We start from the raw sequence: 21,434 nt of genomic DNA on the forward strand, positions 1-21,434 counted from the left end.
AAATCTCCCTTGACGATGTGGCGTTATTTCCGGTAACTCTCAACGTTTGTTTATGTTACGGTTTCTTGCTGCCGACTCGCTATAGCATTCAATGGGATATGCCACGATGACTCGATTCTCCAGATTACAGATTCACCTGCATTGGATAACGCTGCTGCTGATTGCGCTGGCGTATGCGGCGATGGAATTGCGGGGCTGGTTTCCACGCTCATCCTTTGCCTTTTCCGCAATGAGAACGTTGCATTACAACGCAGGGGTTGCCGTTTGGGTATTGATGTTTATCCGCATAGGGCTCAAGCACAAATACCAAACGCCCGCGATCGTGCCTGCGCCACCGCAATGGCAGCATCACCTCGCCACGCTGACGCATATCGTGCTTTATGCTACTTTCCTGGCATTGCCTTTATTGGGCATTGCCATGATGGCATATGGCGACAATGAATGGTCGCTCATGGGCTTCACCGTCTCCCCTTTCGTCACGCCCGATGAAGACACTCAGTTCCTGCTGAAAGACATTCACGAAACGCTCGCCAATCTGGGCTATGTGCTGATTGCCCTGCATGCAGGCGCAGCACTCTTTCACCATTATGTTCAGCGCGACAATACGCTGCTGCGCATGATGCCGGGCAAATCCGACACCACTCAAACGCGCTAAACGCCAAGGCCAGAGCATATGCTCTGGCCTTGTACGCTTACCCGGAGAAACGTTATTCCAGCGCTTTCCCTTTCAATTCAGGGATCAGGAACAGCGTCGCCAGAATATCCAGCACGTAGATAGCGGCAAGCAGCGCGATCGCCATCTGGAAAGAGTAAACGCTGGCTACTGCACCAATCACCACGGGGCCAAAACCCCCAATACCGCGTCCAATGTTGAACAGCACGTTCTGCGCGGTCGCACGGGCATTGGTTGGATACGCTTCAGACATCACCGCACCATAGCCACCCATCATACCGTTAACAAACACGCCGAGCAGCGCACCGGCCCACAGCATGGTCATGGGATCGGTCAGTTGAGAATAGGTCAAAACCATAACGACAGCGCCAACCTGGAACAACAAAAACGAGGGTTTGCGGCCAATACGATCCGCCAGTTGTCCAAACACCCAGATACCGGCGATCATGCCTAAAATAGTCACCGAGGTCCACATGGCCGATTTGGTCAGGTTGAAGCCCAGGGTTTTGGACAGAAAGCTTGGCATCCAGATCATGATGCCGTAATAACCAAAGTTCTGAACTGAGGTGAGCACCACGATCCCGGCGCTGACTTTACTGGTCGCCTTGTCTTTCATCAGCAGTTTGAAAGAAGACCAGGTCGAGGCTTTTTTATCGGTCTTACGTACAAACACTTCCGGCTCGTGCAGGCGGTGACGAATAAACCAGGCCACAAAGGCCGGAATAATCCCCACCAAAAACATGCCACGCCAGCCGATGTGCGGCAGCAGCGCAGGGGTAATCAGCGCTGCACCTAAAACGCCAGCCTGCCAGCCCAGTGCAACATAAGAAGACGCGCGGGCGCGATGCTTGGCGGGCCAGGCTTCCGCCGCCAGCGCCATACCAATGCCAAACTCACCGCCCAGACCGATACCGGCAATGGTTCGGTAGATCAGCAAATCCCAGTAGCCCTGCGCAAAAGCACACAGCCCGGTAAACACAGCGAACAGCACAATGGTCCAAGTCAGAACACGAATACGACCGTAACGATCGCTCAAGGCACCAAAAATCAAACCACCGATCACAGCGCCGATCAGTGTCCAGGTGACCAACGATCCCGCCTGACCGGACGTCAGGCTCAAATCCGCAGATATCGCCGTCAGCATAAAGCCGAGAATCAGCAAATCAAATCCGTCCATGGCGTAGCCCACTGCCGACCCTGCTAATGCTTTCCAACTGTAGCTGTCAACGTGTTCTTTTTCCGTGCTCTCCGGCCTTGACGCGGGTGCACTTTGTGAAGGAATGGATTCCATCCTGCTCTCCTGAATCATTGTTATAAGAATATGAAATTACGTGCCTGGTATTGCCACCCTTGCCCTTGTGCGCCACCAGTATCATTTTTGATACAAGCATGACTAGCAATAGTCATACCACTTTTCCTCCAACACCCACGCAAACGTTTACTTCGCAAAAGCGCCCAACGACGGAGTGCGAAATGAATAATAATTTGATTTATAACGAGTTATTTTTCAGCCATTTCCTAAGAACAGGGGAATGCCAATTTGTACTAAAAGGGTTGTGCACTGATTACGGTAAACACCAGCACCAAAATAATGCAAACGCACCATATTATCACTAAATCAGTGCAATAAAAGAATTCACGCCTAACATGCAAACCTATGCACTGATTTCTCATCTTTGGCCTTAAACAGTGGTAGGCAGCAAAATTTACCCGTTTGTTTTATTTTTGATACAAAATAACAAGCAATAGTTAAAAAAAATCCTCCTGAAAGCGGAGGATGTTTGGCAGAGCAACCCCTTGCATCGCTGGATGCCGGGGGGCGAATCGCACACTAAAACCGTTTTTTTCCCGATGAGTAGCTGGTCACCAACGCGTTAATCGCCTGATAGCGCACCGCTACCGATGCGGTTTTATCTGCCAACGCCGGTTTTACGATATCAAGCAATCGAATCATTTCCGTCTTAGCCTGATGCGCGAAATCAGGGCTAACTGCCTGATCGGCATACAATGTCACATAGCTATCCGCCAGACCGCGTAAAACGTAATAGGAAACCGCGTTATCAGGATCGCTCCCAATCAGGCTGTCCAAATCGCGGCGCAAGACAACATAGCTATCCGTGCCATCCAGACTCTGAGTAAATGCATGATATACCGTTGTAAAATCCATCATTGCCACCTTTAGTCGCGGTTAGTCAACCACATAGGGAAGCTACCTTTTCTAAAACGAATACCGCAACTTGTCAACTGTGTTCAGCAATGGATATCTAAAAATTGACACAAACGAACATCACCCATCGTTTTTTCTTATTACCACAAACAAATACTTTCTTAAAAACAGCTTATTGCTAAATCCCCTACTAGCACATTTCGATTTTTGTCTAAATTTTTAGACAATCATATTGACGAGCATTAAAAAAACGAGCAACACTAAAAACCATAACATCAGCCCAGGTTTACCAACGTGGTTGGCCCTTAGGGTTAACCGGTAATGGCTGACAGTACAGAGGATCAGGAGTCCCTATGCCGCCCCGTTTCACCACAGAAGACATCACGGTGTTGCTGGAAGAATTACGCCAATTTTCCACCACCCACGGTCAGGATGGCGTCACGCGTCTCGCCTTCAGCCGGGAGGACGAGGCGGCGCACCGTTATCTGGCCGACATATTGGCGACGCAGGGGCTTGAGGTACGCCGGGACGCGATGGGCACGATATTCGCGCGGTTGCCCGGTCATGACCGTTCGCTTCCCGCGATTGGCACCGGTTCACACATTGACTCCGTGCCGAGCGGGGGCGCATACGACGGCACGCTGGGCGTGATCGCTGGCCTGTATGCACTGGCGCAATTCGAACCCGGCGAGCTAAAACGCAGCCTGGAACTGGTGGTGTTCCGTGCTGAAGAGTCGAGCCGGTTTGGTTTTTCCTGCATCGGTAGCAAAGTGCTGACCGGGCACATCGAACGTAGCGCGTGGATGAAAAACACCGACGATCAAGGATTAACGGTATTTCAGGCACTGAGCGCGGCAGGTTATACCGAGCATGAACTCGCCAGCTGCGAGCTTGCCCCCACACGCTACGATGCCTTTATCGAACTGCATATTGAGCAAGGACGCCGCCTTGAAAACGAAGGAAAAACCCTCGGAATTGTTGAAGGCATTGCGGCACCAACGCGCTTTCGCGTGACCGTAACCGGTCTTGCCGACCATTCCGGTGCCACGCCGATGTACCAGCGTCATGACGCTCTGGTCGCCAGCGCCATGATCATTGAAGACGTGCACCATGCAGCCTGTAAAGAGATGGTCTATGGCACCGTTGGCACCGTCGGCAAACTGGACGTGTCGCCCAACGCGATGAACGTGATCCCCGGTCTGGTGAAGTTTTATGTTGATATTCGTGGCATCGATAAAAACAGCATTCAACGGGTAGCGGATCGTCTGGCCGATTCCGTCAGCAAAGTGGCGAAAGAGAACGATGTGCAGATTGCGCTGGAATCGCTGGCCGCTGAAACCCCGACGCTGCTGAATAAATCGATTTGCAGTGTGTTAGAAGAAAGCGCCGCGCAAGAGGGGATTACCAGCATGCGCATGGCGAGCGGTGCCGGGCACGATGCGATGTACATGGCCAGTCACTACCCCACGGCGATGCTGTTTGTGCCTTCTCGGGAAGGCATCAGCCACCACCCGGCGGAATACACGGCACCGCAGGATATCGCACTGGCCGCCACGGTATTGAAAAACACGCTGGCGCGGTTAGCCAACGCCTGAAGCAGAAACAACAGAGCGCGTCATCAGTAGCGATCGAGGGTATCACGTAACAAACGCAGGGCATCTTCCCCTTTGGCGGCATTTTCCCACAGCGCATCGAACAGGGATTGATGGTGGTGAATCGCCTCTTTTGATGAGGAAACCCACGCCACCCCGGCGCTGATATTGGGTAATTCCCCCAAACGGAAAGGGCTGGAGGCCACCGAAAGCGCCTCACTGTCGTTATAGAAAATCTGGAAGGTAGAAGAAGGGATGGTCTGTTTGGTGATGGCTACCTGAACGATATCCTTTTTCTCTTCCAATACCTGGAGCAGGTATTTCACTTCCTGACGCGCCGCCAGCACACGCTCCATGCGCGTACTGGGTGAAATATTCAGGGAACCCACCAGCCCGAGATGAATAAATTTCTCGATGTGCTGAATACCGATCAGGTTATGAATTTTCGGCAAATGGGTATTCAGGTGGGATTTACGTTCCGACAGGATAGCCAGCGTTTGTAATGACTTCGGGTCAAGTTTGTCGCCCTGCACCGTCGTGCTGTCGGTTTCCAGCAACATCTGTTGCAGGTAGGCATCGTATTTTTCTGAGGTGAGCAGATAGGAGAACGGTTCAAAGTGAGAATAAATACGCGTAGAGCCCTCTTCAAGTTGACGCATTCTCTCAAAGAAGCCGCTGGCATGGGGATAATACTCCATGCCCACGCCCAGCAACGTCTCGACAGTGGTATTCAGGCACTGCGCCAGACGCTCAAGGGTTTCGATCTTTTTTATTTCGCCTTTTTCCAGACGGTATACCGCCGCACGCGATATACCCAGTTCGGCAGCAATCTGTTCCGCATTAAGCGACGCGGCAATCCGGTATGCACGCAACCGTTGCCCAATAGCCAAATAATCGATCGACGTGAGGTTCATGATTCCAGGCCACTGAATAATTTGCATTATTTTATCATCAACGGTTCTGACTGACAAATGTAGCCACCCGCGGAGAATACCGTGATGGCGCTTCATTATAGCGGTAACTCATAAATACAACGCCACACCAGGGCGAAAACATTATGCGCGGATTGGTTTCTCTTTTTTACACCGCGCCAGGGAAATTTATTTTATCTATATCACCGGAGTTTTTATGACAATGCGTGACGATGCCGCGCGTGCCTGTTCCCGTAGAGGAAGTACCGCACGCGAAAATGCCGCCAGCGTGCTGAGTAATGAATGGGTCAATGATGAATATAAACATCTGCGCGTGCGTGTCGATGCGCTTGCGGCACAGGTGAAACCGGGCCAATTCTTTAACCTGCAATGCCCGCAAACGGAGCAGGATAAACCGTTTTTCCGCCGCCCGATGAGCACCTGGTTTGCCAATGCGGAGCAGGGCTATGTCGATTTTCTGTATAAAGTGGTCGGTGCCGGAACGCGCGGTTTGTCGACGCTGCGCCCACAGGATGCGGTGAATGTGCTGGGTCCGCTGGGCAACGGCTTCACGCTGCAACCGGGCCATCGCCATATTCTGGTCGCCGGGCGCGGCGTCGGTCTGGCAACATTGGCACCGCTGGCCGAGCACGCGGCGGCGCATCATGTTCAGGTTACCGCCCTGCTGAGTGCGCGCGATCCTGAGCACTTGATGTCGCAGCAGCGTTTTCTCGCCAGCGGTGCCACTGTTATCGAAGTGACGGACAGTGATGGCTCCAGCGCCATGGCCCAGGTTGAGCAACGCATTCGCGCCGTGCACCAGCAGCGCCCGATCGATGCCGTCTATACCTGCGGTTCATCCCGCGTGATTCACCTGTTGCAACGCCTCTCACAGGAGTTGGGATTCAGCGGCGAAGCCGCACTGGAACAGCAGATGGCGTGCGGTTTGGGCATGTGCTACTGCTGCGTTCGTCCCATGCGCGATAAAGAGAGCCACGCGCTCAGCGATAAACGCGTGTGCTACGACGGCCCGGTATTTCCGCTGCATGAGGTGGTGTTATGACGGATTTGAGCGTCGATATTAACGGACTGCGTCTGGCAAATCCGGTGATGCCCGCGTCAGGCACCTTTGCCGAAGGATTGGCCGACGTGATTGACTTTAATCGCCTTGGCGCTTTCGTCACCAAAACCTTCACGCTGCACCCGCGCAGCGGCAACCCGCTGCCGCGTGTGTGTGAGCTGGATTCGGCCATGCTCAACGCCATTGGTATTCCCAGTAAAGGCGTTGAGGACTTTATTGAACATACGCTGCCGTTTTATCAGCGCTATGCGCCGCCGCTGATCGCCAGCATATCCGCACCGACTGCCCAGGAGTTCGCTACCCTGGCAGCGCGCCTGAGCGAAGTGCCGGGCATTGCCGCTATCGAGGCCAACATCTCCTGCCCCAACATTGAAGAAGACGGCCGCGCCTTCGCCATTGAACCGGTGGCAACCGCCCGAGTGATCAAGGCGTTGCGTCAGGCGACTTCCCTGCCGCTCTGGGCCAAACTGACGCCGAATACCTCGGATGTCGCCGCCGTGGCGCAGGCGGTAGAAAACGAAGGGGGGGATGCGGTGGTGGTGGGTAACACGCTGTTGGGCATGAGTATTGATATCCACAGCAGGCGACCTCGGCTGGGCAATATCATGGGAGGTCTCTCCGGCCCGGCCATCAAGCCCATCATGCTGCGCATGGTCTACCAGTGCCACAAACATATTTCCATTCCCATCATCGGCTGCGGCGGTATTTCCAACGCGGAAGATGCCATCGCCTACCTGCTGGCAGGGGCGAGTGCCGTACAGGTGGGCACAGCAACGTTTATCCAACCGCAAACCATGATTACGCTGCTCGATGACCTGCACCACTACTGTCAACAGCAGGGCATTCGCCATATCCGTGAACTGACAGGCGCGCTGAATGATACCCCGCTGCTGGCAGAGGTACGCTAACGGAATTCGGGTTTACGCATTCCCACTAATCCCGGCATGGCATCGCGCATTAACGCCAAAAATTTGCGCAGCCGTGCGGGATAGTAGTTGGCATAAGGGTAGAGCAAGAAAACCGGCAGTGGTGAGGCTTGCCACTGCGGTAACACATGAATCAGCCGACCGGAGCGGATGTCATCCTCCACCAGCCAGGCCGAAATAATGACCGCGCCAATACTGCTTAATGCGGCCTGACGCACGGCATACAGACTGTCTGACGTGAGCCGTGGAACAATGGAAAAGTGCTCGCTCTGCCCGGTTTCACTGTGGGACAACGTCACATCGTAGTGATAAAACTGCCGGATGGCGATCCAGGGCAACGCCGCCAAAGCATCAATATCTTCAATGGCGTTCTTAGCCTGAGCCAACAGCGTGGGAGAGGCCACGATGATACGCGGCACCTCCGCTAAACGCGTGGCAACCGTCGCCGGATCGGTGGCTGGCCCAACGTGTATCGCACAGTCAATATTGTCGGCAATAAAATCCGGTGATTTATCGTTCAGCATCCACTCCACGGAGAGTTGCCCGTACTGATTGAGAAATTGCGTCAGCGGCGCAATAAGCTGTTCCTGACCAAACGCATGCGGAGCACGCACCCGAAGCACGCCCGTGGGTTCAGCATCCGCCCCTTTCAAATCGTCCTCTAGCGCCTCCCAGGCGGCGATCAGCGATCGCGCGTGTTGGTAACAGCGCTCACCGTCATCCGTCAGCTTCATGGCATGGGTAGTGCGCAGCAGAAGCTTGGTATTCAGCAACTGCTCCAGCGCTTGCAAACGGCGGCTGATGGTCGCCTGAGTCGTCCCCATCTGCTGCGCCGCTGCCGACAGAGAACCACTTTCAATAATGCGCGTCAGCGTCTGCATCAATTCTATACGATCTATGTTGCTCACTATGCCATCACTCATACGCGATACGTATAACTGTTTTACCACTTATCCGGCTACAACGCGACGCCACATTGCTGAACAATACGCCCCAACACGACAGCACAACGGGGAAATTCACATGTCGACCATATCAAACACCGAGAGCGAAAGCGTCGCACAGCCGACCCTTTCCGGCCTGATGACGCTCATCCTTGCCATTGGCGCGGGATTCAGCGTGGCATCAATTTACTATGTTCAACCGATTCTGCCGCAGATAGGTCATGACTTGCAGTTGACACTTGATGGCATGGGGCTGGTGCCCACGTTGACGCAAATCGGTTATGCGCTCGGCATCCTGCTTTTATTACCGCTCGGCGATCGCTACGATCGGCGTAAGATCATTGCCGTTAAAAGCGCGGCGCTGACTGCCATGCTCTGGCTGTGTAGTCAGGTGACAGGGCCAACCGCACTGTGGCTTTCCAGCCTGCTGCTCGGTATGGCCGCCACTCTGGCGCAAGATATCGTGCCCGTCGCGGCCATTTTGGCCCCAGCGGGAAAACAGGGAAAAAATGTCGGCACCGTCATGACCGGTTTGTTGATCGGGATACTGCTGTCTCGAACCGTGAGCGGCGTGGTGGGTGAATACATTGGCTGGCGGGCTATGTACCAGTTGGCCGCCGTCAGTATCGCGATTATCGGTGTTGCCCTGTGGCGTATTCTGCCTGCCTTTGCGCAACACTCGGCCTTGAGCTACCCAGGTTTACTGCGCTCTATGCTGCAACTGTGGCGCAGCTATCCGGCACTGCGCCGTGCGGCACTGGCGCAAGGGCTGCTCTCTGTCGGGTTTAGCGCATTCTGGTCAACGCTGGCGGTGATGCTGGAACAGCATTACCAATTGGGCAGCGCCGTCGCCGGCACCTTCGGTCTGGCAGGGGCCGCCGGGGCACTGGCCGCCCCACTCTCAGGCAGCCTGTCGGATCGTTTTGGCGCAGGAAAAGTCACACAGTTAGGCGCAGCACTCTCGGCCCTCTCTTTTGCCGCCTTGTTCCTGTTACCCGCACTGCCGCTGCACGGTCAATTGGCCCTGATTGCGCTTTCCGCCGTGGGCTTTGACCTGGGATTACAATCCGCATTGGTTTCCCACCAGACGCTGGTTTACAGTTTGAACGCTCAGGCACGTGGTCGGCTCAACGCCCTGCTATTTACCGGCGTATTTATCGGCATGGCGTCAGGATCGGCACTGGGTGCCAAAGCGATGTCGATCGCCGGTTGGCCGGGCGTCACCCTGCTTGCCACACTCGCCAGCGTTATGTGCCTTATCGTCAGGCTGCGTTCAGAAAAATAACGCTGAATAATCACACCGGGCGGCAAATCATGCCGCCCGTTATTAAAAAAATCCCACTTAAGACTCGCTTTTTAATAACACGGCTACACTTAGTGTATTCGCATCCTGCGTTTTTCTATGCTGCCATTTAAAATCATTAACATAGACTTATCGGGGCAGAGAAATTCTCTTTTCGCGGGATACTTTACTGACATGGATAAGTAATGCGGACATGTCAGCATGGGGGACAAGGGATACCATTGCATGAATACACGCGCGCAGTCGACAGAACAACGCACATCACCGTCTCTGCAAAACCTGATGGCAGGTTTTATCCTTTTTATTATTCTGGCCGTGGTCATACTTAATGGATGGGTGGTTTTTAACTCCTATCAACGCACCCTTGAAGCCACCGAAAAGCAGGCGGATAACTTATCTCTTTCGCTGTCACGTCACGCCGAAGACACCTTCTTGCAAGTGGAACTGTTGCTCCAGGATCTCAATGAACGCATTGAACAGGATGGGTTTGGTGGGCAACAACTGCCCCGTCTGCAACAAACGCTGAAAAATCGTAAATCAACGCTGCCGCAACTGCACGGCATCTTTATCTATGACGCTTCAGGACACTGGCTGGTAAACGCCGCGGATTACACGCCTAAAAATGCCAATAACTCCGATCGCGAATACTTCAAATATCATCAAAATAATCCCAGTAACAGTTTGTATATTGGTAATGTCATCCGTAGCCGCACCACTGACGATCTGATTATTCCGGTTTCGATGCGTTTGAATAATGGTGATGGCAGTTTTGCGGGCGTGCTGCTCGCCACCATCTCTATCAATTATTTCAAACTCTATTACGGCTATTACTCGATGGGCGAGACTGACGTATTAGCCATTTTGCTGTCGGACGGGCATATCCTGTATGGGCGTCCTTTTGATGATTCACAAATTAATCGCGATGTATCCGCAAGCCCGCTGTTTGTGGAGCATCTGAAAACATCCGCCAGCGGTACGGCCACCTTCTATTCCGCCGTTGACCACGTTGAGCGCATCTATGGCTATACCCGGCTGAAACGCTACCCGATTGTGATTGCGGCGGGTTATAACAAAACCCAGGTGCTCTCCAACTGGAAAGTCGACTCCACCATTTATACCGCTATCGCCCTTACCTTGCTGCTGATCATGAGCAGCATGGGCGCGATCGTGCTTAAGCAGATCAACATCAATGAGAAGAACCAGATCGACCTGACTAAAGTGCGCGACCAGCTCACCGCGATGAATCACACGCTGGAAACGCTGGCGCTGTTGGATGGCCTCACCGGCCTGGCAAACCGACGACAGTTTGATATTTTCCTGCGAGAGACCATCGCGCAGTCGGCCCTTTCCGGCAAACGAATAGCGCTTATCATGCTCGATGTCGATATGTTCAAGAAATATAACGACCATTACGGCCATGTCGAGGGTGACAAGTGTCTGCAAACCGTGAGCCATGCGTTAAGCAGTATGCCGCGCCGCAAGGAGGATTTGATTGCACGCTACGGCGGCGAAGAGTTTGTCATCATTCTGATGGATGTGACGGAAGAAGGCGCCGTGGCCTTCGCGGAGCGGGCGCTGGAAGCCATCAGACACCAGCGCATCCCCCATGAACTCACCACGTTGGATGAAAAAGTCGTCACCGCCAGTGCAGGCGTCTACCTTTTTGTCGGTACCACACCGGCTCAGGCACCGGAGAGCGTGATTAATCGCGCAGATAAAGCGTTGTATCAGGCCAAGAATAACGGCAGAAATCGCGTTGAAATTGCGGAGGAAGAAGCCAACAGCGGTCAGGTGCGGGCGAATTTATATTGATACAGAGCCTGACAGCGCGCGTTGCTTCTGACAAAATAGCGCCATCCCCCGTAGTTTTATTTGATGGATTTCCAGAGAGATGGCAGCGAAGATTATTGATGGTAAAACGATTGCGCAGCAAGTGAAGGATGAAGTTTGTGCGCGCGTCAAGCAACGTCTGGCCGAGGGCAAGCGTGCGCCAGGGCTGGCGGTTGTGTTAGTCGGCGATAATCCCGCCTCACAGATTTACGTCGCGAGCAAACGCAAAGTGTGTGACGAGGTGGGCTTTGTCTCACGCTCTTATGATTTACCCGCTACCACCACCGAATCCGCGCTGCTGGCGCTGATTGATGAACTGAATGCCGACAACGCCATTGATGGCATTTTGGTTCAGTTGCCACTCCCCGAAGGCATTGATAACACCAAAGTCATCGAGCGCATCGCACCCGATAAAGACGTGGACGGTTTCCACCCCTACAATGTCGGCCGTCTGTGTCAGCGCGACCCGCTACTGCGTGCCTGCACGCCGCGCGGCATCATCACGCTGCTGGAACGCTACAATGTGGACATGTTCGGCTTGAACGCCGTGGTGGTGGGAGCTTCCAATATCGTTGGCCGCCCGATGAGTCTGGAGCTGCTGCTGGCAGGTTGTACCACCACGGTCACCCACCGTTTTACCAAGAACCTGCGCCAACACGTTGAGCAGGCCGAGCTGCTGATCGTGGCAGTGGGCAAACCGGGCTTTATCCCCGGCGAGTGGATTAAACCGGGCGCCATCGTGATCGATGTTGGCATCAATCGCCTGGACAGCGGCAAAGTGGTGGGCGACGTAGAGTTTTCCGTCGCGCAGGAGCGCGCGTCGCTAATAACACCGGTACCCGGCGGCGTTGGCCCGATGACCGTTGGCACCCTGATTCAAAATACGCTGCAAGCCTGCGAAGAGTACCACGACGGCAACGCGTGACAGCACTGAATACGGTTAACGCATCACGTTAACATCGCGCGCTCAGGCGCGCCTTTTTCTTTCTTACAGCAGGATGTTATGGAAACTTTTCATCTCGATAAACACCCGCACGTTGAACTGTGCGATCTGCTTAAACTGCTTGGCTGGAGTGAAAGCGGCGCTGCCGCCAAAGCCGCCATTGCTGACGGTGGCGTCACCGTTGACGGCCAGGTAGAAACGCGCAAACGCTGCAAAATCATTGCCGGTCAACGGGTCACCTTTGCCGGGCAATCGGTCACTGTAGCGCCCTAAGCGACAGCCTGTCGTTTGACCCCATAAAATTCGCCCGCGACGGTAAACGTTCGCGGGCGAATTTTTTAGTGCAGTAACACGTTACGTGCAGTAGCGTTACTTACGACGCCAAACCGTACCCTGTGGGCCGTCTTCTAATACAATCCCCATTTCCGTCAGGCGCGCACGCGCTACGTCGGCCAGCGCCCAGTCTTTGGCTTGACGCGCGTCGTTACGCTGTTGAATCAGGGCTTCAATCTCTTGCACTTCATCATTATCCGCCTGAGAACCGCTTTGCAGGAAAGCTTCCGGGTCTTGCTCCAACAGCCCCAACACGCCCGCCAGACGGCGCAACGCGGCTGCCAGCGCATCGGCGGCCACCGCATCTTCCGCTTTCAGGCGGTTGACATCGCGCGCCATGTCAAACAACACCGAGTAGGCTTCCGGCGTATTAAAGTCATCGTCCATGGCCGTGCGGAAACGCGCTTCAAACGCCTCGCCCCCTTGCGCCGTCGCCGCCGCATCGGTACCGCGCAGCGCCGTGTACAAGCGCTCTAAAGACGCACGAGCCTGTTTCAGGTTCTCTTCGCTGTAGTTCAACTGGCTGCGGTAATGACCAGACATCAGGAAGTAACGCACGGTTTCCGCATCGTAATACTTCAGCACATCGCGCACGGTAAAGAAGTTGTTGAGCGATTTAGACATCTTCTCGCGATCGATCATCACCATACCGGAGTGCATCCAGTAGTTGACATAGGGACCGTCATGGGCGCAGGTCGACTGGGCAATTTCGTTCTCATGGTGCGGGAACATCAGATCGGAACCACCGCCGTGAATATCAAAATGCTCGCCAAGCTGTTTGCAGTTCATGGCGGAACATTCGATGTGCCAGCCGGGACGCCCTTCGCCCCACGGAGATGTCCAGTGCGGCTCGCCGGGTTTGGACATTTTCCACAGCACAAAATCCATCGGATTGCGTTTCACTTCCGCAATCTCAATGCGCGCACCCGCTTTCAACTGTTCCAGATCCTGGCGAGAAAGCACGCCGTAACCCGGCGCACTGTCGACAGAAAACATCACATCACCGTTGCTGGCCACATAGGCATGCTTACGCGCAATAAGCTGCGCCACCAGTTCGATGATTTCGGCGATGTGGTGCGTGGCACGCGGCTCCAGATCGGGGCGTAAAATGTTTAACGCGTCAAAATCAGCGTGCATTTCGGCGATCATGCGCGAGGTCAGCTGTTCGCAGCTCTCTCCATTCTCTGCGGCACGTTTGATGATTTTGTCGTCGATGTCCGTTACGTTACGCACATACTTGAGCGAGTACCCCAAATAGCGCAAATACCTGGCAACCACATCGAAAGCCACAAAAGTACGCCCGTGACCGATATGACACAGGTCATACACGGTAATGCCGCATACATACATGCCCACGTTCCCGGCATGAATGGGTTTGAATTCCTCTTTTTGGCGACTCAGCGTATTAAAAATCTTTAACATCAAAACATTCCATGATATTCGCGGGAGAAGTGGAGTATGCGCAGCTAACGGAACAACGCCATAAAGGCGGGTTCAGCAAGCCCAGCAGCGTATTGAAACCTGAACCTCGGGCTATTGCAAGACTGAGACAGCGTAATAGGAAGATAATTGACAAGGATTAAAAAAACAGAAACCCGGCAATGGCGTGCCGGGTCTCGTGTTACTGCTTGCAAACCGAAGCGGCGTTAGCGCAAATTCGGGTTACTCATCACTGAGTATTTCCCGCTGCCCAACAGCGCGATAGCCAATGCGGCAAAGAAGAACACCGCCGTCGGTTCAGCGCCCCAGGCACCGGTTTTCGCCAACGAAACAAAGCCCGCTGGAGCCGCCAGGAACTGCGCAACCACCATGGTGCCCGCAACCACTAAGGCGGAAGGACGGGTCAGAATGCCGAGAATCAACAAAATTGGAGCAACCACTTCACCAGCGAAGACGCCATACGCAATAAACGTCGGTAATCCCGCATTGGTCAGCATGCCCGCGATAGCACCCACTCCATCAACAACTTTGTGCCATCCATGAAAAATCAACAAAATGCCAAAAGCGAGACGCAGCAGCAGTTTGCCTGCATCGGGTTTATCCAGTACACGATTGATTAAGCCCAGCATGATTCACCTGTTAGTATTGTTAGTAAACTCAGTAATACGAATCATTTAAGACTAATCTGACTTGATTGCAAATCCTACCTCCAAATAAGTAATGTTTGATCTACAACAAGAAAATTTTTATTCAATAAAATAATGCAAATGTATGACATATTGTCAATTTTATTGACACTGTGTTACTTTTTAACCAAACGGTCCACATTTGCCCGGCGAATAGTTCCCTCGTCATACTGACTCGCGCAGCCAGTTATGCTATAAGAGCGCCTTGGTTATTCAGCCTTTGTGCAGGCAGAGCTGCTCGGCGGCTCGTGTCTCGTCCTTCTGGTTATCAGGGTTTACTCATCATGATTACATTACATACAAACTTCGGTGACATCGTCATTAACACGTTTGCAGACAAAGCGCCTGCTACTGTGGAAAACTTCGAAAACTACTGCCGTAACGGTTTTTACGACAACACCATCTTTCACCGTGTGATCAATGGGTTCATGATCCAGGGCGGTGGTTTCGCACCGGGTATGCAGCAAAAAGCCACCGAAGCGCCTATCGCCAATGAAGCCAATAACGGCGTGAAAAACACCCGCGGCACGCTGGCTATGGCACGCACCAACGATCCGCACTCCGCTACCGCACAGTTCTTTATTAACCTGGTGGATAACGATTTCCTCAACTTCCGCTCAGAACGTGCAGACGGCTGGGGTTATTGCGTGTTTGCCGAAGTGACTGACGGCATGGACGTGGTTGACAAGATCAAAGACGTGGCAACCGGCCGCAGCGGCATGCATCAAGACGTTCCTAAAGAAGATGTGGTGATTACCCACGTGACTGTCAGCGAGTAATCGCAGCAGCATGGCAACACTGTTTATTGCCGACCTGCATCTTAACGTACATGAACCGGCGATCACCGCCGGTTTTCTGCGTTTTCTGGAGCGTGATGCCCCGCAGGCGGACGCGCTCTACATCCTGGGCGATCTGTTCGATGCCTGGATTGGCGATGACGATCCGCAGCCGCTGCATGCCAGTGTCGCGCAAGCGCTGCGTCAGTTGCATCAACGCGGTGTCCCTTGTTACTTCATTCACGGCAACCGTGACTTCCTGCTGGGCAAGCATTTCGCCGCGCAGGCAGGCATGACGCTGCTCCCCGCCGAGCAGGTAGTGGAGTGCGATGGACGCCGGGTCCTGATCATGCACGGCGATACCCTGTGCATTGACGACGCGGCCTATCAGAAATATCGCCGTCGGGTGCACAATCCCGTCATCCAGTGGCTGTTCCTGCGTTTACCCCTGCGCCTGCGTCTCAAGGTGGCGGCAAAAATGCGTGCGGCCAGTCAGCAGGCAAACCAGAGTAAGTCGCAGCAGATCATGGATGTCAATCAACAGGCGGTGCAGGCGTGTTTACAGGCGTATAACGTCAACACCCTGATTCATGGCCATACCCACCGACCCGCCATACACACCGTCATAACCCAAAGCGGCGAAGCGCAACGCGCGGTGCTGGGTGCCTGGCATGAGCAAGGATGGATGATAAAAGTCACGGCTGACGATACCGCCTTGATTTCCTTTCCCTTCTGATTTTCTCCGCTTTTTCGCCGCCTTTTGTAGCAAACCTGTGATGCCGTTAACGGCAATAATACTGCGATTTGTCCCTACGCAACCGTTTTCCTTCCCGAACGCTCATGGTATGATCTGCGCCCTCCAGCCAGAGCGTCATTCGTTTTCTGGCCGACGCAGCCATGCGTCTCAATACGTCATATCACAGGAGCACTACAGGCATGTCATCCAACGCTGCCCCGGCAAAAATTGCCATCGTCATGGGTTCAAAGAGTGACTGGGCTACGATGCAGTTTGCTGCGGAAATTCTCACCACACTCGCTGTTCCCTTTCACACCGAAGTCGTTTCAGCGCACCGCACGCCGGACAAACTGTTTAGTTTTGCAGAGCAAGCCGCACAAAACGGGTTTGATGTGATCATTGCGGGCGCAGGCGGAGCAGCGCACTTGCCCGGTATGTTGGCAGCGAAAACGCTGGTGCCAGTGCTGGGTGTGCCGGTTCAGAGTGCAGCATTAAGCGGCGTTGATAGCCTGTACTCCATTGTGCAAATGCCGCGTGGCATCCCGGTAGGCACGCTGGCCATCGGCAAAGCCGGTGCCGCCAATGCTGCCCTGCTCGCCGCACAGATTCTGGCGCTGCACGATGGCGAGCTGGCGGTTCGCCTTGCCGCCTGGCGTCAACAGCAAACCGATGAGGTACTGGCACATCCCGATCCGCAGGAGGAGGCATGAAGCCCGTTTGCGTATTAGGAAACGGCCAACTGGGCCGAATGTTACGTCAAGCCGGTGAACCCTTGGGGATTGCCGTCTATCCGGTGGGACTGGATGCCGAACCGGAATCCGTGCCGTTTCATCACGCGGTCATCACCGCCGAGATTGAACGCTGGCCGGAAACCGCATTGACGCGCGAATTGGCTGAGCACGCAGCCTTTGTTAACCGTGATATTTTTCCGCGCCTGGCCGATCGCCTAACGCAGAAACAGTTGCTGGATTCGTTGCAGTTGCCTACCGCCCCCTGGCAGTTACTGGCTTCAGCGCAAGAGTGGCCCGGCGTCTTTAGCAGACTGGGCGAGTTGGCGATCGTCAAACGTCGCGTGGGTAGCTATGACGGCCGCGGTCAGTGGCGTTTGCGTCATGACACCGCAGCGACCCTGCCACAAGAGTGCTACGGCGAATGCATCGTGGAACAGGGCATCGCCTTTTCCGGTGAAGTGTCGATGGTGGGTGCGCGTAGTACGGATGGACACTGCGTGTTTTATCCGCTGACGCACAATCTGCATGAAGAGGGCATTCTGCGTGCCAGCGTTGCGCTGCCGCAACCGGATGCGCGCATGCAGCAACAGGCGGAAACCATGCTTGCTGCCATCATGAATGCGCTCGGCTACGTCGGTGTGATGGCGATGGAGTGCTTTATCGTGGGCGATCGTTTACTGATCAATGAATTGGCCCCCCGCGTGCACAACAGCGGCCACTGGACGCAAAATGGCGCGTCCATCAGCCAGTTTGAACTGCACCTGCGCGCCATCCTGGATCTGCCGTTACCGAAACCGGTGATTGATGCACCGGCCGTTATGATCAATCTGATCGGCACAGACGTTAATCCCGCCTGGCTGGCACTGCCGCTGGTTCATCTGCACTGGTATGACAAAGACGTTCGCCCAGGGCGTAAAGTCGGCCACCTGAACCTGACGCACAGCGATCGCGCTCAGCTACAACACACGTTACAGGCGCTGGTGCCCTTGTTACCTGAAGCCTATCACTCCGGCTTGCAGTGGGCGCAAGCAACGCTTTAACCACTGTACGCTTCCCACCGTGTGGCGTTACGCGGTGGGAAGTGCATTCCCGCACTATCCCCCTCTGTTGGGTAAGCAAACCATAAACCCCTATTTTTTTTATGGTCTTATTTTGGCGTGACATATGGATTATTAGGTTTATTATTAATCGCTGGTGAATTAACGCTATTTATTAGCAACAGTGCTATTGGTTATTATTTGGCATAATTATTACGTTAAAGTATCAAATAAGAGACCTTATAAATAAATAACGTAAAGTATCATCATTGATATTTTATTTATGGCCGAATTTTGATAAAATTAAAACACGTCAATTCATTTCTGTGATCGTCTCAATATTATTCGCTGACCGCCTCAATATAGAATGCCGCCACAATCAGTATTGACTCTCTAACATACGATTGCGTTATAAAAACGCGTGGATGTTTATTATTTATACAATGTTGGTGCCGTTGCCAATATTGACATGATTTGCAAACTGTGTTCACCAAGGAGAACCCATTATGAGCACAATTCAAGAAAGCGGTGCGATCGTCGCACCCGCTTCTGGTTGGCATAAAAGCGACACCGTCTGGATGCTCGGCCTGTATGGCACAGCCATTGGCGCGGGCGTGCTGTTCCTGCCGATCAACGCCGGTATTGGTGGATTAATTCCATTGATAATTATGGCAATTATTGCTTTCCCGATGACATATTACTCACACCGCGCACTGTGTCGATTTGTTTTATCCGGTAAAAAAGGCGGTGAAGATATTACTGAAGTGGTCGAAGAACATTTCGGTGTCGGCGCAGGAAAATTAATCACACTGCTCTACTTTTTTGCAATTTACCCTATTCTGTTGGTTTATAGCGTTGCCATTACCAATACGGTAGACAGTTTTATCACTCACCAACTTCATTTACCGTCTCCGCCGCGTGCCATACTGTCCCTGGTATTAATTCTGGGCCTGATGTTTATCGTTCGCTTTGGCGAAGCCATGATTGTAAAAGCCATGAGCATTCTGGTTTATCCTTTTGTCATGGTATTGATGCTGCTGGCATTTTATTTAGTTCCGCATTGGAATTTAGCGATTTTTGATAATATGTCATTCACCAGCAGCGCAACCGGCAATGGACTGTTGTCTACCCTGTGGTTGGCGATCCCGGTAATGGTATTCTCCTTTAACCATTCACCGATCATCTCCTCGTTTGCCGTTGCCAAGCGTAAAGAGTATGGCGACGATGCCGAGCCGAAATGCTCCCGCATCCTCTCCTACAGCCATATCATGATGGTGCTGACTGTGATGTTCTTTGTGTTCAGTTGTGTGCTGAGCCTGTCACCCACGGAACTGATGGAAGCCAAAACGCAAAACATTTCCATTTTGTCTTACCTGGCCAACCACTTTAATAACCCGGTCATGGCCTATCTGGCACCGGTTATCGCCACCATCGCTATCTCCAAATCGTTCCTCGGCCACTATCTGGGAGCGGGCGAAGGCTTTAACGGCATGATAATCAAATCGCTGCGCAGCCGCGGTAAAACCATCGGTCACGCCAAACTGAACCGCATCACGGCGCTGTTTATGCTGGTGACCACCTGGATTGTCGCCACGCTCAACCCCAGCATTCTGGGCATGATTGAAACGCTGGGTGGCCCGGTTATCGCCTGCCTGCTGTTCCTGATGCCGATGTACGCCATTCAGAAAGTCCCGGCAATGAAGCAATACAGCGGACAGATCAGTAACGTATTCGTTACCGTGATGGGTCTGATCGCCATTACCGCCATCGTCTATAGCCTGCATTAATCCCACTCAGAAGCGGCACTAGGCCGCTTCCCTGTTCCCCTCACTGATGTCAGGAGACGGTCGGCATAGGTTGCCGGCCGCCTCCTGGCACACCTGATGACGGAATCTGTTGGCAACGCCTTGGTGCTGCCAGCATCTTGTTAGAGGAAATCGCCATGGTCAGCGTATTCGAGATTTTCAAAATTGGTATTGGGCCGTCGAGTTCGCATACCGTCGGGCCGATGAAAGCGGGCAAAATGTTTACCGATGAGTTGGTCAGCCAGTCACTTATCGCTTCCGTCACCCATATCGTGGTGGACGTGTACGGTTCGCTCTCCCTGACCGGCAAAGGACACCATACGGATATCGCCATCATTATGGGGCTGGCCGGAAATCTGCCGGACAGCGTGGATATCGACAGCATTCCGGCGTTTATTCAACGGGTAAAAGAGACCCAGCGCCTGCCTCTGCTGGGGGGCGACTATGAGGTGGACTTTCCGCTGGAAACCGCTCTGCGTTTTCAGGCGGAAAACCTGCCGCTGCACGAAAACGGCATGACGATCCGTGCCTACCAACAGCAAACCTTGCTGCACAGCAAAACCTATTACTCCATCGGCGGCGGCTTTGTTGTCGATCAGGAGCATTTCGGCAAGACGCTGACCACGGAAGAGAGCGCGCCCTACCCGTTCTATTCCGCGCAAAAGCTGCTGCAACACTGCCACGATCACTGCCTGTCTCTGTCGGCGATTGTGATGAAGAATGAGATTGCCCTGCACGGACGTGAGGCTATCGAGCACTACTTTGCCGACGTGTGGCAAACCATGCAAAACGCCATCCATCGCGGCATGAACACCGAAGGTATTCTGCCCGGCCCGCTGCGCGTTCCGCGCCGCGCCTCGGCACTGCACCGTTTGCTGTTTATCAACGATCGTTTCTCTAAAGACCCCATGGATGCCATGGACTGGGTAAACATGTTCGCCATGGCGGTCTCGGAAGAGAACGCCGCCGGTGGACGTGTGGTGACGGCACCGACCAACGGCGCGTGCGGCATCATTCCCGCCGTACTGGCCTACTACAACCAGTTTGTCCAACCGGTGACGCAGGAATCCTATCTGCGCTATTTTCTGGCGGCGGGTGCCATTGGCGTACTGTATAAAATGAACGCCTCTATCTCTGGAGCGGAAGTTGGCTGTCAGGGCGAAGTGGGGGTTGCCTGCTCGATGGCGGCGGCCGGGCTGGCGGAGCTGCTGGGCGCCAATCCGGAGCAGGTGTGCATCGCGGCTGAAATCGGCATGGAACACAATCTGGGATTAACCTGCGATCCGGTGGCTGGTCAGGTACAGGTGCCCTGTATCGAGCGTAACGCCATCGCCGCGGTCAAAGCCATCAATGCCGCACGAATGGCGATGCGTCGTACCAGCGAACCGCGCGTCTCGCTGGATAAGGTGATCGAGACCATGTACGAAACCGGAAAGGATATGAACGCCAAATACCGAGAAACCTCACGCGGTGGACTGGCGATCAAAGTGGTGCTGTGCGAATAACGCGGTATCGCCTTA

At 53.7% G+C, this 21,434-nt stretch carries 20 protein-coding genes; 14 read left to right on the forward strand and 6 right to left on the reverse strand.

The window, feature by feature from the left end; all coding sequences use genetic code 11:
* Positions 1-106: 106 nt before the first annotated feature.
* Positions 107-655 (forward strand): cytochrome b561, encoded by a 549-nt coding sequence (gene cybB / locus J5069_RS09415; protein ID WP_264627727.1) that lies wholly within the window; start codon positions 107-109, stop codon positions 653-655.
* 52 nt (positions 656-707) lie between these two features.
* Here cybB and J5069_RS09420 read toward each other — a convergent pair whose 3' ends face one another.
* Both J5069_RS09420 and J5069_RS09425 read right to left on the reverse strand, forming a co-directional pair.
* The gene (locus tag J5069_RS09420; protein WP_413542224.1) at positions 708-1,850 is read right to left on the reverse strand and encodes an MFS transporter; all 1,143 of its coding nucleotides are present in this window, start codon (positions 1,848-1,850) and stop codon (positions 708-710) included.
* A gap of 654 nt (positions 1,851-2,504) precedes the next feature.
* Positions 2,505-2,843 (reverse strand): hypothetical protein, encoded by a 339-nt coding sequence (locus J5069_RS09425; RefSeq protein ID WP_264643556.1) that lies wholly within the window; start codon positions 2,841-2,843, stop codon positions 2,505-2,507.
* Between the two features lie 350 nt (positions 2,844-3,193).
* On the opposite strand from J5069_RS09425, the gene J5069_RS09430 reads away from it, so the two are divergent.
* Positions 3,194-4,435 (forward strand): Zn-dependent hydrolase, encoded by a 1,242-nt coding sequence (locus tag J5069_RS09430; RefSeq protein ID WP_264643557.1) that lies wholly within the window; start codon positions 3,194-3,196, stop codon positions 4,433-4,435.
* 23 nt (positions 4,436-4,458) lie between these two features.
* Here the strand turns inward: J5069_RS09430 and J5069_RS09435 are convergent, their stop codons facing one another.
* Positions 4,459-5,346 carry a helix-turn-helix domain-containing protein gene (locus J5069_RS09435; protein ID WP_264643558.1) on the reverse strand — a complete coding sequence of 296 codons (888 nt, stop codon included), beginning with the start codon at positions 5,344-5,346 and terminating at the stop codon, positions 4,459-4,461.
* A 214-nt stretch (positions 5,347-5,560) separates the two neighbouring features.
* On the opposite strand from J5069_RS09435, the gene J5069_RS09440 reads away from it, so the two are divergent.
* Positions 5,561-6,406 (forward strand): dihydroorotate dehydrogenase electron transfer subunit, encoded by an 846-nt coding sequence (locus J5069_RS09440; protein WP_264643559.1) that lies wholly within the window; start codon positions 5,561-5,563, stop codon positions 6,404-6,406.
* Positions 6,403-7,332, forward strand: a complete 930-nt coding sequence (locus J5069_RS09445) for a dihydroorotate dehydrogenase (protein WP_264643560.1) — start codon at positions 6,403-6,405, stop codon at positions 7,330-7,332. Before J5069_RS09440 ends, J5069_RS09445 begins: the two co-directional genes overlap by 4 nt.
* On the opposite strand, the gene J5069_RS09450 is transcribed toward J5069_RS09445, so the two are convergent.
* Entirely contained in the window at positions 7,329-8,273 is a 945-nt protein-coding gene (locus J5069_RS09450) for a LysR family transcriptional regulator (RefSeq protein WP_264643561.1), read from the reverse strand. The genes J5069_RS09445 and J5069_RS09450 overlap by 4 nt on opposite strands.
* Positions 8,274-8,373: 100 nt before the next feature.
* Between J5069_RS09450 and J5069_RS09455 the strand changes: the two genes are divergently transcribed.
* From J5069_RS09455 to ybcJ, 4 genes are all read left to right on the forward strand, one after another.
* Positions 8,374-9,579 (forward strand): MFS transporter, encoded by a 1,206-nt coding sequence (locus tag J5069_RS09455; protein ID WP_413542209.1) that lies wholly within the window; start codon positions 8,374-8,376, stop codon positions 9,577-9,579.
* Positions 9,580-9,822: 243 nt separating this feature from the next.
* Positions 9,823-11,409 (forward strand): sensor domain-containing diguanylate cyclase, encoded by a 1,587-nt coding sequence (locus J5069_RS09460; RefSeq protein WP_264643562.1) that lies wholly within the window; start codon positions 9,823-9,825, stop codon positions 11,407-11,409.
* A 79-nt stretch (positions 11,410-11,488) separates the two neighbouring features.
* Positions 11,489-12,352: a bifunctional methylenetetrahydrofolate dehydrogenase/methenyltetrahydrofolate cyclohydrolase FolD gene (folD, locus tag J5069_RS09465; protein WP_264643563.1), complete on the forward strand. Its 864-nt coding sequence runs from the start codon at positions 11,489-11,491 to the stop codon at positions 12,350-12,352.
* Between the two features lie 78 nt (positions 12,353-12,430).
* Positions 12,431-12,643, forward strand: a complete 213-nt coding sequence (gene ybcJ, locus J5069_RS09470; protein WP_264643564.1) for a ribosome-associated protein YbcJ — start codon at positions 12,431-12,433, stop codon at positions 12,641-12,643.
* Between the two features lie 96 nt (positions 12,644-12,739).
* On the opposite strand, the gene cysS is transcribed toward ybcJ, so the two are convergent.
* Positions 12,740-14,125 carry a cysteine--tRNA ligase gene (gene cysS, locus J5069_RS09475; protein ID WP_264643565.1) on the reverse strand — a complete coding sequence of 462 codons (1,386 nt, stop codon included), beginning with the start codon at positions 14,123-14,125 and terminating at the stop codon, positions 12,740-12,742.
* 224 nt (positions 14,126-14,349) lie between these two features.
* The gene (locus J5069_RS09480) at positions 14,350-14,772 is read right to left on the reverse strand and encodes a DoxX family protein (protein WP_195316028.1); all 423 of its coding nucleotides are present in this window, start codon (positions 14,770-14,772) and stop codon (positions 14,350-14,352) included.
* A gap of 341 nt (positions 14,773-15,113) precedes the next feature.
* Here J5069_RS09480 and ppiB point away from each other — a divergent pair, with 341 nt between their 5' ends.
* The 6 genes from ppiB (at position 15,114) to J5069_RS09510 (ending at position 21,419) form a co-directional block, all read left to right on the forward strand.
* Complete coding sequence (ppiB, locus tag J5069_RS09485; protein WP_264643566.1) at positions 15,114-15,608, forward strand: peptidylprolyl isomerase B; 495 nt, start codon at positions 15,114-15,116, stop codon at positions 15,606-15,608.
* A 10-nt stretch (positions 15,609-15,618) separates the two neighbouring features.
* A complete protein-coding gene (locus J5069_RS09490) occupies positions 15,619-16,341 on the forward strand; it encodes a UDP-2,3-diacylglucosamine diphosphatase (protein WP_264643567.1) in 723 nt (240 codons plus the stop codon).
* Positions 16,342-16,541: 200 nt separating this feature from the next.
* Positions 16,542-17,051: a 5-(carboxyamino)imidazole ribonucleotide mutase gene (gene purE / locus J5069_RS09495; RefSeq protein WP_264643568.1), complete on the forward strand. Its 510-nt coding sequence runs from the start codon at positions 16,542-16,544 to the stop codon at positions 17,049-17,051.
* Positions 17,048-18,112, forward strand: a complete 1,065-nt coding sequence (gene purK / locus J5069_RS09500) for a 5-(carboxyamino)imidazole ribonucleotide synthase (RefSeq protein ID WP_264643569.1) — start codon at positions 17,048-17,050, stop codon at positions 18,110-18,112. Before purE ends, purK begins: the two co-directional genes overlap by 4 nt.
* A gap of 503 nt (positions 18,113-18,615) precedes the next feature.
* On the forward strand, positions 18,616-19,896 hold the full coding sequence (locus tag J5069_RS09505; protein ID WP_264643570.1) for an HAAAP family serine/threonine permease: 1,281 nt from the start codon (positions 18,616-18,618) through the stop codon (positions 19,894-19,896).
* Between the two features lie 155 nt (positions 19,897-20,051).
* Positions 20,052-21,419 (forward strand): L-serine ammonia-lyase, encoded by a 1,368-nt coding sequence (locus J5069_RS09510; protein ID WP_264643571.1) that lies wholly within the window; start codon positions 20,052-20,054, stop codon positions 21,417-21,419.
* Positions 21,420-21,434 lie beyond the last annotated feature (15 nt).

It is taken from the genome of Candidatus Symbiopectobacterium sp. NZEC127 (assembly GCF_025962675.1).
Taxonomy (GTDB): Bacteria; Pseudomonadota; Gammaproteobacteria; order Enterobacterales; family Enterobacteriaceae; genus Symbiopectobacterium.

Excerpts from the sequence above, each read along its gene's own strand:
- cybB (WP_264627727.1), top strand. The coding sequence starts at position 107 with ATGACTCGATTCTCCAGATTACAGATTCACCTGCATTGGATAACGCTG.
- J5069_RS09420 (WP_413542224.1), bottom strand. The coding sequence starts at position 1,850 with ATGGACGGATTTGATTTGCTGATTCTCGGCTTTATGCTGACGGCGATA.
- J5069_RS09425 (WP_264643556.1), bottom strand. The coding sequence starts at position 2,843 with ATGATGGATTTTACAACGGTATATCATGCATTTACTCAGAGTCTGGAT.
- J5069_RS09430 (WP_264643557.1), top strand. The coding sequence starts at position 3,194 with ATGCCGCCCCGTTTCACCACAGAAGACATCACGGTGTTGCTGGAAGAA.
- J5069_RS09435 (WP_264643558.1), bottom strand. The coding sequence starts at position 5,346 with ATGAACCTCACGTCGATCGATTATTTGGCTATTGGGCAACGGTTGCGT.
- J5069_RS09440 (WP_264643559.1), top strand. The coding sequence starts at position 5,561 with ATGACAATGCGTGACGATGCCGCGCGTGCCTGTTCCCGTAGAGGAAGT.
- J5069_RS09445 (WP_264643560.1), top strand. The coding sequence starts at position 6,403 with ATGACGGATTTGAGCGTCGATATTAACGGACTGCGTCTGGCAAATCCG.
- J5069_RS09450 (WP_264643561.1), bottom strand. The coding sequence starts at position 8,273 with ATGAGTGATGGCATAGTGAGCAACATAGATCGTATAGAATTGATGCAG.
- J5069_RS09455 (WP_413542209.1), top strand. The coding sequence starts at position 8,374 with ATGTCGACCATATCAAACACCGAGAGCGAAAGCGTCGCACAGCCGACC.
- J5069_RS09460 (WP_264643562.1), top strand. The coding sequence starts at position 9,823 with ATGAATACACGCGCGCAGTCGACAGAACAACGCACATCACCGTCTCTG.
- folD (WP_264643563.1), top strand. The coding sequence starts at position 11,489 with ATGGCAGCGAAGATTATTGATGGTAAAACGATTGCGCAGCAAGTGAAG.
- ybcJ (WP_264643564.1), top strand. The coding sequence starts at position 12,431 with ATGGAAACTTTTCATCTCGATAAACACCCGCACGTTGAACTGTGCGAT.
- cysS (WP_264643565.1), bottom strand. The coding sequence starts at position 14,125 with ATGTTAAAGATTTTTAATACGCTGAGTCGCCAAAAAGAGGAATTCAAA.
- J5069_RS09480 (WP_195316028.1), bottom strand. The coding sequence starts at position 14,772 with ATGCTGGGCTTAATCAATCGTGTACTGGATAAACCCGATGCAGGCAAA.
- ppiB (WP_264643566.1), top strand. The coding sequence starts at position 15,114 with ATGATTACATTACATACAAACTTCGGTGACATCGTCATTAACACGTTT.
- J5069_RS09490 (WP_264643567.1), top strand. The coding sequence starts at position 15,619 with ATGGCAACACTGTTTATTGCCGACCTGCATCTTAACGTACATGAACCG.
- purE (WP_264643568.1), top strand. The coding sequence starts at position 16,542 with ATGTCATCCAACGCTGCCCCGGCAAAAATTGCCATCGTCATGGGTTCA.
- purK (WP_264643569.1), top strand. The coding sequence starts at position 17,048 with ATGAAGCCCGTTTGCGTATTAGGAAACGGCCAACTGGGCCGAATGTTA.
- J5069_RS09505 (WP_264643570.1), top strand. The coding sequence starts at position 18,616 with ATGAGCACAATTCAAGAAAGCGGTGCGATCGTCGCACCCGCTTCTGGT.
- J5069_RS09510 (WP_264643571.1), top strand. The coding sequence starts at position 20,052 with ATGGTCAGCGTATTCGAGATTTTCAAAATTGGTATTGGGCCGTCGAGT.